The organism is Lachnoanaerobaculum saburreum DSM 3986 (assembly GCF_000185385.1).
GTDB lineage: Bacteria > Bacillota > Clostridia > Lachnospirales > Lachnospiraceae > Lachnoanaerobaculum > Lachnoanaerobaculum saburreum.
On sequence record NZ_GL622296.1, the window covers coordinates 324,198 to 337,362 of the forward strand.

The 13,165-nt window shown below is 36.5% G+C and carries 12 protein-coding genes; 9 read left to right on the top strand and 3 right to left on the bottom strand.

Going from position 1 to position 13,165, the window contains the following annotated elements; translation table 11 throughout:
- Positions 1-58 precede the first annotated feature (58 nt).
- The 3 genes from HMPREF0381_RS01550 to HMPREF0381_RS01560 all read right to left on the bottom strand — a co-directional run bounded on the left by HMPREF0381_RS01550 (position 59) and on the right by HMPREF0381_RS01560 (position 2,734).
- A complete protein-coding gene (locus HMPREF0381_RS01550; RefSeq protein ID WP_008750100.1) occupies positions 59-847 on the bottom strand; it encodes an ABC transporter ATP-binding protein in 789 nt (262 codons plus the stop codon).
- The gene (locus HMPREF0381_RS01555; protein ID WP_008750101.1) at positions 844-1,863 is read right to left on the bottom strand and encodes a FecCD family ABC transporter permease; all 1,020 of its coding nucleotides are present in this window, start codon (positions 1,861-1,863) and stop codon (positions 844-846) included. The genes HMPREF0381_RS01550 and HMPREF0381_RS01555 overlap by 4 nt, the downstream gene beginning before the upstream one ends.
- Positions 1,864-2,083: 220 nt before the next feature.
- On the bottom strand, positions 2,084-2,734 hold the full coding sequence (locus HMPREF0381_RS01560; RefSeq protein ID WP_040461021.1) for a hypothetical protein: 651 nt from the start codon (positions 2,732-2,734) through the stop codon (positions 2,084-2,086).
- Between the two features lie 535 nt (positions 2,735-3,269).
- On the opposite strand from HMPREF0381_RS01560, the gene lepA reads away from it, so the two are divergent.
- Genes lepA through HMPREF0381_RS01605 form a run of 9 tightly spaced genes read left to right on the top strand, consistent with a single transcriptional unit; the run spans position 3,270 to position 13,165 of the window.
- Positions 3,270-5,081: a translation elongation factor 4 gene (gene lepA / locus HMPREF0381_RS01565; RefSeq protein ID WP_008750103.1), complete on the top strand. Its 1,812-nt coding sequence runs from the start codon at positions 3,270-3,272 to the stop codon at positions 5,079-5,081.
- Between the two features lie 2 nt (positions 5,082-5,083).
- Positions 5,084-6,241, top strand: a complete 1,158-nt coding sequence (hemW, locus tag HMPREF0381_RS01570) for a radical SAM family heme chaperone HemW (RefSeq protein ID WP_008750104.1) — start codon at positions 5,084-5,086, stop codon at positions 6,239-6,241.
- A 12-nt stretch (positions 6,242-6,253) separates the two neighbouring features.
- The gene (locus tag HMPREF0381_RS01575; RefSeq protein WP_008750105.1) at positions 6,254-7,276 is read left to right on the top strand and encodes a threonine aldolase family protein; all 1,023 of its coding nucleotides are present in this window, start codon (positions 6,254-6,256) and stop codon (positions 7,274-7,276) included.
- Positions 7,277-7,319: 43 nt separating this feature from the next.
- Positions 7,320-8,417 carry a DegT/DnrJ/EryC1/StrS family aminotransferase gene (locus HMPREF0381_RS01580; protein ID WP_008750106.1) on the top strand — a complete coding sequence of 366 codons (1,098 nt, stop codon included), beginning with the start codon at positions 7,320-7,322 and terminating at the stop codon, positions 8,415-8,417.
- On the top strand, positions 8,414-10,552 hold the full coding sequence (locus HMPREF0381_RS01585) for a PEP/pyruvate-binding domain-containing protein (protein ID WP_008750107.1): 2,139 nt from the start codon (positions 8,414-8,416) through the stop codon (positions 10,550-10,552). Before HMPREF0381_RS01580 ends, HMPREF0381_RS01585 begins: the two co-directional genes overlap by 4 nt.
- Positions 10,539-11,612: a hypothetical protein gene (locus tag HMPREF0381_RS01590; protein WP_008750108.1), complete on the top strand. Its 1,074-nt coding sequence runs from the start codon at positions 10,539-10,541 to the stop codon at positions 11,610-11,612. The genes HMPREF0381_RS01585 and HMPREF0381_RS01590 overlap by 14 nt, the downstream gene beginning before the upstream one ends.
- Before the next feature lie 15 nt (positions 11,613-11,627).
- Positions 11,628-11,993 carry a diacylglycerol kinase gene (locus HMPREF0381_RS01595; RefSeq protein ID WP_008750109.1) on the top strand — a complete coding sequence of 122 codons (366 nt, stop codon included), beginning with the start codon at positions 11,628-11,630 and terminating at the stop codon, positions 11,991-11,993.
- Complete coding sequence (locus HMPREF0381_RS01600) at positions 11,990-12,565, top strand: CDP-archaeol synthase (RefSeq protein ID WP_040461024.1); 576 nt, start codon at positions 11,990-11,992, stop codon at positions 12,563-12,565. The genes HMPREF0381_RS01595 and HMPREF0381_RS01600 overlap by 4 nt, the downstream gene beginning before the upstream one ends.
- A gap of 3 nt (positions 12,566-12,568) precedes the next feature.
- Positions 12,569-13,165, top strand: a complete 597-nt coding sequence (locus tag HMPREF0381_RS01605; RefSeq protein WP_008750111.1) for a CDP-alcohol phosphatidyltransferase family protein — start codon at positions 12,569-12,571, stop codon at positions 13,163-13,165.

Here is a 13,165-nt window from a genome sequence, read left to right on the forward strand (position 1 = left end):
TCTTTCCTTTCTTTAAAATGTTAAACCATGTAGATGAACAGATTTTTCAAATACATGCTCAGTCTAAAAGATCCAGAGCGGTTACGGTAGTGTAATTCGCAATAGGGTTGGTATTGTTTACAATATCCACATAAACTTTGAAAGTTTTCTCAATATTTTCCTTATTAAGTACATCCTTAATATTACCGAATATACTTGTTTTATCCTTCCCTAACAGTATGCATTTGTCAGCAATAGAAAAAGAGTGGGCAGGATAATGCGTGTTAAAGATACAAATAAGTCCTTTATCTGCAAGTCTTCTTATTGTTTTTAATATTATAAGCTGATTTCTAAAGTCAAGATTACTTTCAGGCTCATCTAAAATAAGTATTGACGGTTCCTGAACCAGAGCTCTTGCAATTAAAAGCATCTGCAATTCACCACCGCTTATTTGATGACAGTATTTCTCACTCAGATGTGAGATGCAAAGTTCATCCATTACCTTATCCACCATTTCATAATCTTTTTTGCCGGGCTTTGAAAAATTTCCGATATGAACGGAACGCCCGAGGATTACAAGTTCTCTGGCTTTAAAAGCAAAGGCGGGAGCTTTAGCCTGCGGTACATAGGAGGCCTTTGAAAAAAATTCTTTGGGACTCATAGTTGAAATGTCCCTGCCGTCTATACTGCTGAAACCGCCTGACCAAGGATGAAGCCCTGTAATGCATTTAAGAAGAGTGGTTTTACCTACTCCGTTAGGACCGAGAATTGCCAATACCTCATTGCTTTGAACACTGAAATTAATGTTTTCAAGGATAGTTTTGGATTTTTTATAAGCAAAACTTCCGTTTTTTGCTTCAAATATCATAAGCTTTTCCCTGCCCTTCTAAGTAACGATAGAAACAGCGGAGCACCTATCACGGCAGTAAGTATTGAAACCGGGATTTCAGTTACCACTACACTTCTGGATAAAGTATCTACTAAGAGCAAAAAGGTTGCTCCTATGGATATGGATGTCGGAATTACTTTTGATGTATCACTTCCGAAAAGCATTCTGCATATATGTGGAATCAAAAGTCCTACCCAGCCTATCTGTCCACACATGGAGACAACGGAAGAAGTTATCATGGCTGAACAGATAATAACGGTCATACGCATATAGCGTATATTCATACCTAAAGACTTAGCCTCATCTTCGGTAAGACTAAGTACATTCATCTTCCAACGTATTAAAAGAAGTATTGATACTGCAATCAATATAGACGGAGTGCCAAGTATAATACTTTTATAATTGGAAGTGTATAAACTCCCCATCAGCCAATATGTGATACTGGGAAGAATCTCTTCAGTATCAGCCACATATTTGACCAATGAAACCATAGCCTGGAACAGTGAGCTTATTACCAGACCTGATAAGATGAGCATTATTGTTTTTTTTGCGCCTCTTATATCGGCAAGAATATAAGTAAGGAAACATGCCAAAAGCCCGAAACATAAAGCACTGAATTGTACGGTAATCATATTGGCTCTAAAAAGCAATGATAATGCGGCACCAAAACTTGCTCCGGATGCCACTCCCAAAGTATCGGGAGAGACCAAGGGATTGGAGAATACAGCCTGTAAGCCGACTCCTGCAACTGCAAGACCGCCACCACATATCATAGCAAGGATAATTCGTGGCAGACGCATATTTATAAGTACACTGTACTCATTTGCCGCAACAGAATCCTTACCTTTTTTGATAATGGAATAAAGAATTTTGATACCGTCAAAAAGACTTAGCGAAAATCTTCCCACTCCTAAACATATTCCTGCTACTATAAGAGGAACTGTAATCAAACCTATAATAAATATAAGTTTTTCACCTATAGTTTTCAAATACATACCTCCCTACATATAATATAGCAGTAAGAAAAACACTGTACGTATTGAAATTCCTCTAATTAAACTATACTAGATTAGTAGGAATAAGTAAAGATATAAAAAAGAGTCTTTTATAATATGTAAAAAAATTCAATTATTTACTTAAGTATAGACATAATAAAAAGGTGGGTTGAAAAATCAACCCACCCAAACACTTAACGTAGAATTTATAAAGAGAATATCATTTATCTATATACATATCATTAATTACAGGTGCTCCAAGCGGCAATGAGGTGTCACTTGGCCAATAAGCAACATTTAAATCAAATCCTGCTTTCACATGCTGTCCGTTATATGCTTTGATATCCGGCAAATAATTTAATGAAAGCACCTTAACAGTTCGAGAATAAGAGCCACCGTCAATGGTCTTACATGTAAGTTTCTGTGGTGTATCCAATATAAACAATATAAAATCTTTGTCTCTGTCTATAGAAGAATTCGGATTAGGATCACTAATTCCCTGTACCGCAAGAACTTCATTATATTTCAATACACGTATAGTACCGTTTAGTATGGTGTATCTTGCATCGGCAATATCTACTTTCTTGGTTTGCACTATATTATTTTTAACCCATGCACCCGAAGCATTAACACGGTAATTATCAGGAGTTATCGTATTTGTCATACAGTATCCGAATTTATCAAAATAATAGCACTCTGCTGTGCCGTCTGAATTACCGTCTATCCATTGCCATGAGTTGGAAGGCCATGTTCCGTTGCCTTGGTCATACCACCAACCCTTAGTATCCTGCTTCCAAGTTCCGGCATAAGCATTTATTGTAAAAAACACTACAAATACCGGTAATAATAACAGCATTTTGATATTTCTCATAAGCATTTCCTTTCTATAGAAATATTGTTCTATATTAACAGACTATGTGGTTACATAATAAGGCTATCAAATTGTACTTTCTAAGTCAAGGATATTTCTTATCGTTTATTTCTTACAATTTTACTATATCCGAAGACTTTAATAAAAAGGTAGAATGCTTAATTTATAGCGGCAGATGAATTGCATACTATCTATAAAGCTTGAGCATTCTCAAAGGCAAAATGGTTAGTTTATAATATTTAGATATACACTTATCCTTAAACCTACCTTGTGTTAATTCCTGCCAAGTGCTTAAGATCATTGCAAAAATTTTCTGCGTCTTGTTTACTCTTTGAGTATATTATAGCCTTGGTATTATTCCTTTGATATATTGAAATCTTTCTATGTCTTAAAAATAATAAAATCAATATTATACAATAACATTAAATAATTGCCTATAGCTTTAGTTCTAGATTCATTTTTACCATTATTGTAAGAAACTCAAAAAAATGGTATTATAAGCATTATTATCAACTTTTAACGATAGGAAGAAAAGATGACTGTTGACCAAAGTAAGATTAGAAATTTTTGTATTATTGCACATATAGACCATGGTAAGTCTACTCTTGCAGACAGAATTATAGAAAAGACCGGACTGTTGACCAGCAGGGAGATGCAGGCTCAGGTTCTTGACAATATGGACTTGGAGCGTGAGAGAGGCATCACTATAAAAAGTCAGGCGGTAAGGACTGTCTATAAGGCAAATGACGGAAATGAATATATATTCAATTTGATAGATACTCCGGGACATGTAGACTTTAACTATGAGGTGTCAAGATCACTTGCGGCCTGTGACGGTGCAATACTGGTGGTGGATGCGGCACAGGGTATAGAGGCGCAGACTCTTGCAAATGTATATATGGCACTTGACCATGACCTTGAGGTATTCCCCGTTATAAATAAGGTGGATTTGCCAAGTGCCGATCCGGATCTTGTGGCAAGTGAAATAGAAGATGTGATAGGAATAGAAGCACATGATGCTCCGAGAATCTCCGCAAAGATGGGACTGAATATAGAAGAGGTACTTGAGGCTATAGTAGCAAAAATTCCGGCTCCTAAGGGAGATATTAAGGCGCCGCTTCAGGCACTGATATTTGACTCCTTATATGATTCATATAAGGGAGTAATAGTCTTTGTGCGTATAAAAGAAGGCAGTGTAAAAAAAGGAGATACCGTAAAAATGATGGCAACAGGTGCTGTGGAAGAAGTGGTTGAAGTAGGGTATTTCGGTGCAGGACAATTTATTCCATGTGATGAACTTTCAGCCGGTATGGTAGGCTATATCACTGCAAGTATCAAGAATGTAAAAGATACCAGAGTCGGTGATACCATTACATTAAACAATAATCCATGTAAGGAGGCATTGCCCGGATATAAGAAGGTCACACCTATGGTATATTGCGGACTTTATCCGGCTGACGGAGCAAAGTATAATGACCTTAGAGAAGCATTGGAGAAATTACAATTAAATGATGCTTCACTTTTCTTTGAACCCGAGACCTCACTTGCTTTGGGGTTCGGATTCAGATGCGGCTTTTTGGGGCTTTTGCATCTTGAGGTAATACAGGAAAGACTTGAAAGAGAATATAATCTTGATCTTGTAACTACCGCACCGGGTGTTGTATATAAGGTGTTTAAGACAAACGGTGAAGTTATAGAGCTTACCAATCCTTCAAATTTGCCGGATCCGTCAGAAATAGAGCATATGGAGGAGCCTGTAGTGTCGGCAGAGATAATGCTGACTAAGGAATTTGTAGGGTCTATTATGAATCTGTGTCAGGAGCGAAGAGGTATATATCTGGGGATGGAATATATCGAGGAAAACCGTGCTATTTTAAGATATGATTTGCCGCTCAATGAAATAATATATGATTTCTTTGATGCCCTAAAGTCAAGGTCAAGAGGCTATGCTTCACTTGACTACGATTTAAAGGGCTATGTTCCTTCAAAGCTTGTAAAGCTTGATATATTGATAAATAAGGAAGAAGTGGATGCACTCTCATTTATCGTTCATGCCGACTCCGCTTATGAAAGAGGCAGGAAGATGTGTGAAAAGTTAAAAGAAGAGATACCGAGACATTTGTTTGAAATACCTATACAGGCGGCAGTCGGTTCAAAGGTCATTGCAAGAGAAACTGTAAAGGCAATGAGAAAAGACGTGTTGGCAAAGTGCTATGGAGGAGATATAACAAGAAAGAGAAAGCTGCTTGAAAAGCAAAAAGAGGGAAAGAAGAGGATGAGACAGATTGGTAATGTCGAAATCCCTCAAAAGGCATTTATGAGTGTACTGAAATTGGATGAGGATTAATAATGTCTATGAAAAGGTTGGAATTATATGTGCATATACCATTTTGTGAAAGAAAATGTGAATACTGTGATTTCCTGTCATTTAGCGCAGATGACGGTGAAAAAAGAGCCTATGTCGCACAGCTTGCAGATGAGATAAGGGCACAGGGAGAAAACTATAGAGATTATCTGGTAAGCTCAATATTTATAGGTGGCGGGACACCTACCACACTTAGCGGGATTTGGATACTTGAGATAATGAATACTGTCCGTGAAAGTTTCATTGTAGCAACTGATGCGGAAATCACTATAGAATGTAACCCCGGCACATTGTCAAAGAGCAAGATAATGCATATCAAAAAGGCGGGAATAAACAGAATAAGCTTCGGCTTACAAAGCAGTATAGAAGAAGAGTTAAAGGCACTTGGCAGAATACATACCTATAAGGGCTTTTTGCAAAGTTACCAGCTTGCAAGAGAATTCGGATTTACAAATATCAATGTAGATCTTATGAGCGGACTGCCATATCAAACAATTGACAGTTATAAGACTACTCTAAAAAGAGTCTGTGAGCTGAAACCTGAGCATATCAGTGCATATTCATTGATTATAGAACCCGGTACTCCGTTTTTTGACAAGTATGGAAGCGGAGAGGAAACGGCATTGCTTCCGGATGAGAATGAGGACAGGAGTATGTATGCTATAACAAAGGCTGTCTTAAAAGAGCATGGATATGAGAGATATGAGATAAGCAATTATGCCAAACCCGGCAGAGAGTGCAGACATAATATCGGCTATTGGACAGGTGTTTCATATCTTGGACTTGGAGTAGGAGCTTCTGGTTATGTAATGAACAGACGTTTTCATGTAGAGGGCGACTACAAAAAGTATATGAATATCAAGATGCAGCAGGATATTACACCGCTGTACTGTGACATTGAGGAGCTTGATACGAAGGCAAATATGGAAGAGTTTATGTTCCTTGGGCTAAGGCTTATAAGAGGAGTCTCAAGACATGAGTTTAATGAGAAGTTCGGTGTGGATATGTTTGAGGTATATGACAGGCAAATAAAGAGAAATATTATGTTGAAGCTTATGGAGTATAACTCACCATATTTGAGACTGACAGACAAGGGGCTTGATCTCAGCAATATGGTAATGTCCGACTTTTTATTGGACTGAGGAAAAAGTTTTATGCTATATTTTATAAATGATTACAGTGAGGGCATGGCACCGCAGATTTTAGATGTAATGATTTCAAGCAATATGTCAAAGCAGTCAGGCTATGGAGATGATGAGTTTTGCATATCCGCAAAGGAAAAGATAAAAAAAGAAATAGGAATGGATGCCGAGATTTTCTTTGTAAGCGGTGGAACTCAGGCAAATAAGATAGTTATAGCAAGTATTTTAAAAAACTATGAAGGTGTGATAGCTGCCGATACGGGACATATCGCCGTACATGAGGCAGGAGCTATAGAAAATACGGGGCATAAAGTCTTTACTCTAAATTCAAAGGACGGAAAGATTGATGCCGGAAGTATAAAAAGATTTTGTGAAAATTTCTATGCGGATGTCAACCATGAGCATATGGTATACCCGGGGATGGTATATATATCACAACCTACAGAGTACGGAACTCTATATTCCAAGAAGGAACTTGAAGAGATAAATAAGGTTTGTAAGGAATACGAACTTTTACTTTTTGCAGACGGTGCAAGACTTGCCTATGCACTTGGAAGCAGTGAATGTGATACTTCACTTAAAAGTATTGCAAAGCTTTGTGATGTATTCTATATCGGCGGTACAAAATGCGGTGCTTTACTTGGAGAATCCATAGTCTTTACAAATAAAAATATATGTAAGCATTTCTTTACCGATATGAAGCTGTTTGGCGGAGTACTTGCAAAGTCCAGAGTAATGGGCATACAGTTTGATGTGTTGTTTGGTGACGGATTGTATGAAAGACTTGGAAAGGCGGGTGTGGATGCCGCTATGAAGATAAAGCAGGCACTTATAGAAAAGGGTTATGAACTATACCTTAATTCTCCTACCAACCAGCAGTTTATTGTGGTAGATGATACCGTAAGGCGGAAGCTTTCAGAGAAGGTTGCATTCGGTTTTATGGAAACCCTTGATACCGGTAAGCATGTGATAAGATTTTGTACAAGCTGGGCTACGAGGGATGAGGATGTGGAGAGTCTGATATCTGTACTGTAAAATAGAGTGTATAATATTTACTGATATATAAAAAGGGAGGCTTATGAAAGAAAATAAAATATTTGTCACAAAGGCTACATTGCCTCCTAAGGAGGAGTTTCTTCAATATGTAGATAAAATATGGGACAGTGCATGGCTTACAAATATGGGTGATGTACACAATCAGCTTGAAAAGAGACTTAGCGAGTTTATGGACGGAATGGAGGTTGTACTTACGGTAAACGGACATCTGGCACTTGAACTTGCACTACAGTCTCTTAAGATAGAAGGTGAGGTCATCACCACACCTTTTACATTCGCTTCCACTACACATGCGATAGTAAGAAACGGCTTAAATCCGGTTTTTTGTGATATAAAAAAAGATGATTTTACAATAGACCCCGAAAAAATCGAAAAACTTATAAATAAAAATACAAAGGCTATAATGCCTGTACATGTATATGGCAATATATGTGATGTGGAAGCTATAGAAAGTATAGCAAAAAAATACGGACTATATGTGATTTATGATGCCGCCCACACCTTTGGAGAGAGGTATAAGGGAAAAAGTGTGGCGGATTTTGGAGATATGAGCGTGTTCAGCTTCCATGCCACCAAGGTTTTTAATACTATAGAGGGCGGTGCTATCGCTCTGAGAGATAAGAATATAAGAAAATCATTGGATTTTTTAAAAAATTTCGGTATTGCGGATAAGGAAAATGTACCCTATGTGGGCAGCAATGCAAAGATGAATGAGTTTGCAGCGGCTATGGGGCTTTGTAATATGAGGCATCTGCCGGAATATATAGAAAAAAGAAGGCATATATCAGAGATTTACACAGAAAGGCTGTCAGATTTAAAGGGTATCAGACTTAATAAATATAATAACGATACTGTATATAATTATGCCTATTTTCCTATAGTTGTGGAAAATGGAGACAGGGATGAATTGTATGAAAGTCTGGCAAGGGAGAATATTTTTGCAAGAAAATATTTTTATCCATGCACCAATGCTTATGAATGTTACAGCAAAAGCTTTGATGCAAATGATACGCCTATAGCTTCGGATATATCAAAAAAGGTTTTGACCTTGCCTATATATCCTGATTTGGAGGCGACTGATGTAGAGAGGATATGTGATATTATTCGGAGAGAACTATGAAAGCAAAGAATTTAGAAATTTTGCACAATAACGGCTTTTTGGTTCCCAAATTTCAAATCGTTCATCCGGAGGATGAGCCTGACTTTTCATATTTTGATTCGGAATTTTTTGCCATTCGTTCAAATGACGCACATGAGGATGGTGAAAAGTTTTCCTATGCGGGACAGTTTTTGACTGTTTTAAATGTGCCGAAAGATGGAGTAAAAAAGGCGATACTTTCGGTAGTTGAAAGTTATAAAAACAGGCATTATGAAAAAAAGTTGGGTATAAGGAGCGCAAATAATTACTCGGGTGTCATCATTCAGGAGATGGTGGAATCAGAGTATTCAGGTGTTTTATTTACTGCCAATCCTAAGGGGATTCTAAATGATATGGTGGTTGTCGCCGGAAAAGGACTGGGCAATAAAATAGTGGAGGATAAAGCTGAAACTGTTACCTACCATCATTACAGGGAGGGGGTTACCTATAAGGAGGGAAGCGGTGATTTTTTTCCAGAGCATTTTGTAAAAGAGCTGATTATCCTTGGGGAAAGGATAGAAAAGCTCTTTGGAAAGCCTATGGATATAGAATTTGCCATCAAAGAAAATAAAATATATATTTTACAGGCAAGAGAGATTACAGGTCTTGATTTTACTTTGCCTGTTCGTATACTTGATAACAGCAATATTGCGGAAAGTTATCCCGGAGTGTGCAGTAAGCTTACAAGAAGCTTTGCATGGGAAGTATATACAAGGATTTTTACAAGACTGGGACAAAGAGTGCTTGGGAAATCGGCAAAACAGTATGAAGATCTGTTTACAAATATGGTCAGTGATTTTGGCGGAAGGATGTATTATGAAATCAGCAGTTGGTATGATATTTTAAGACTGATGCCGCTATCTTTGAAAGTTATACCTGTTTGGCAAAGAATGCTTGGGGTGGAGGATACGGAAATTCACTTTTCCAAAGACAAGCCGGGACTGAATAAAAAAGTAAGACTTCTCTTTTCAACGCTTTATCTATTTGTACTTTCACAGAGAAAGATGAGGAATCTTTCTGTATTTTTCAAAAAAGAATTCCATTATTTTGATAAAAAAATTGAAAAGGAAGAAGATACAAAGAAACTATACCGTATTTTTAAGGAGATGGAAGAAACCTTTTTTAAAGAATGGGATTGGACATTGATAAACGATATGGTGTCTTTTTTGTCTACACATTTTGCCGGGAGCAGAGTAAAAAAGACATTGGCACTCGAGAGTAAAAAGCCGGTAGAGGCATTAAATGATTTGATTTATATATACAAAAGATTTGGAGATAAATCAAAAGAGTACCAAAAAGCAAAAAGAAGATATATAAAATACTATGGTGACAGAACTGTAGGTGAGCTCAAGCTTGAAACAAGGACTTTTGCGACGAATCCGAATCTTTTGGATAAGCTTGTGGAGGAAAGGGCATCACTACCTATTAAAAAATCAAGGAAAAGCCTTATAAATATAAAAAACTCATTAGCAAGAAGCTCAACCAATTACCGTGAGATTTCAAGGCTTAACAGAAGCAGGATATTCGGTCTTATGAGAAAACTTATTGATAAAATAGCTTTAAAAACAATCGGTGAAGATATTTATAATTTATCACTTTCTCAAATAGAGGAGATGATTTTTTTAAATAGGGATTTTAGTGAGGAGATAAAGGAAGAAAAAAATCTGATGCTTGTATATAATCAGATTCCGACTATAAAAAAGGTGAAACTTTTGGGAAATCCCGGTATTGATTTTTCCGGAATAGATATATCCTCCTGCAAAGAGGACAATAAAAGTGATTTTCTTGCAGGCAGAGGAGTGTCAAATGGGAAAGTCGTTGGAGAAGTAATAAAAATCACAGATATGAGCAAGGTATCTCTAAAGGATGTTAAAGATAAAATAATAGCTGCTTATTCTACTGATCCCGGATGGTTTCTTTTGCTGGATGTGGCAAGAGGGATTTTGGCTGAGAGAGGTTCACTTCTTTCACATACCGCAATCGTGGCAAGAGAGTTAAAAAAGCCGGCAGTGGTAGGGATAAGAGATTTGATGAGTCGGATAGAGAGCGGAGATATTGTGGAGCTTGATGGAGATAAGGGCTGTTGCAAGATAAAAAGGGAGAATGAAATTGAGTGAAATAACAGTAAGTATAGTTAAAAAGAATGAGGATAAGGAACTGTTTTTAAGGTTTCCGTCAAAAGTTTATGATGATAAACATATTATGCAGGATAAAGTCTTTGAGAGGGAAGTTTTAGAAAGCACCAATGTTTTATGCAAGGGGGTAGATATTATTCCTCTTATTGCAAAAAATAAAAAGGAAGAAGTAACAGGGCGTTGTTTATTATCTTTATATAAGGATGATGATACAGCATATATAGGTTTTTTTGAATCCGTAAATAAAGAAGAGGTCGCAAATGAGCTGCTTAATACGGCGCAAAATCTGTCAAAGGATGCCGGAAAGAAAAAACTTTTAGGACCTATCGACCTTTCCTTTTGGGCTAGATATCGCTTTTGTACGGAGGAGGGTTTGCCATATATAGGAGAGCCGGCGAACAGAGATTTTTATATAGGACTTTGGGAAAGGCGCGGATTTTCGGTGGCAGAAGAGTATTCTTCCAACTTTTTTGATATTCCCGATGAGGATTTTGAGAGTAAAAAAGCGAAGTTAAGACTTGAAAAGGTAAAAAAAGAGGGCTATGTTTTTTGCCATCCGAATGTAGATAATTTTGAGAAATATTTAAAAGATATATATCCTGTTTTGATGGAGGGGTATAAGTATTTTTGCGGCTTTAAAAAGATATCCGAGCAGGATTTTATAAAGCTTTATTCTCCTTTAAAAATGGTTATAGATACGGATGTGGTATTTTTGGCATATAAGGAAAAAAGATTAAAGGGATTTTTAATCTGCCTGCCTGATTATGGGAATTTGCTTTGTAAGCCCGGAACCCACGCACTTTTACTTAATGTAATGAGTGTAAAATCAAAGGCAAAAAGATATGTACTTTTATATATGGGTGTGGAAAAGGATTGTCTGGGGCTTGGTTCGGCACTGTCACAGATGGTTGTGGATAAATTAAGAGAGAAAAAGGCGAGCGGGATATCGGCACTGATACATACCGGAAAGGCAACCGGAGGATATTTTAAGGACAAAATAAAGACACAAAGAAAATATGTTTTGCTTGAAAAGATGATTTAAGATTTGAGGATATGGATGAAAAATAAGACCTTTTTAAAGAGTGTATATTGTGCAATTGAGGGGCTTATCTTTGCTGTAAAAACGGAAAAAAATTATAAATATTATCTATGTATTGATATTATATTTTTCCTGTTGGATTTCTTTGTTTTTAAGGTGGATAAAGCGACCTGGTTTGCATATATTATCACATCATCGGGGGTGTATGCAATGGAATGTATAAATACCGCCATAGAACATATAGCAGATCTTATTTCAAAAGAAGTGCATCCTGAGATAAAGGTCATTAAGGATATGGCTGCTGCGGGAGTACTTTGTTTTGGGATAGCATTCTTTATGGTGCAAATAATAGAATGTATAAATTATATGAGAGTATCAATATGATTATTTCACTATATATCAGTATGTTGCCGGTAATTTTCGGGGGTGTATTTAATATGCTTTTTGTAAAGATAAAAGCATTGTCGTTTTTACGGATTCCCGTGGATTGTGGCAAAAGTATAAAAGGTAAAAGAATATTCGGAGACAGTAAGAGCGTTCTTGGATTTATAGGTATGACATTTGGAACGGCTGTTATAGCAATCCTTTGGGGATTGTTTTTGAAAATGATGAATATGGAAGCCCTTAATCTGATTTATAAAAATCATCCGAATACAATTTTTTTGAATTTGTTTACAGGGGCGGCATTCGGATTTGCATATATGGTTTTTGAACTGCCGAACAGCTTTATAAAAAGAAGATTTGATATAGATGCAAGTAATAGAGGAAGGTTTCCGATAAATATTTTTATATTTATCTATGACCAGATAGATTCTATGATTGGGGTAATGCTTGTACTTTCATTGCTTGCAGGTTTGAATTTAAAGGAATATATATTGGCTGTTTTTCTGGGAGGATTTACCCATGTGGCAGTCAATGGTATTTTGATTTTGTTTAAAGTAAGAAAGTACTGGTGATAAATGAAAAGAATATTTTTGGGAGTATATCATCCGAGTGTGATACTTACCTATATAGGAATTTTAATATCAATATTCGGGATTTTCTTTGTCGGAGATTTATATATATCAACTATTTTTCTGATGCTTGCAGGGCTTTGTGATGCATTTGACGGAATATTTGCAAGAATGTATAAAAGAACAAGTCAGGAAGAAAACTTCGGGATACAGATAGACTCATTTGCGGATTTGATTTCATTTGGAATATTTCCTGTAAAAATATATATGAGCTTTTTTGCCGGTAATATATATATTTCCTTTATTTTAAGCGGCTTGTACATTCTGGCTGTAATAATCAGGCTGGCTTATTTTAACAGTGAGGGCAGTGAGGATAAAATATATTTTACAGGGCTGGCTGTAACATATTCCGCATTCTTTTTATCACTATATACAGTTATAGGCAAGTATATGAAAAGCTTTAATAAATTGCCGATAGAATGTTTGTATATTTTTTTGATTTTGGCATTTTTATGGAATAAGAAGATAAAAAAGCCGAATCTGTATATAAGAATAGCTTTCCTTGTTTTAGCACTTGTTTTTATAGTTTTATTGCTTTTATAG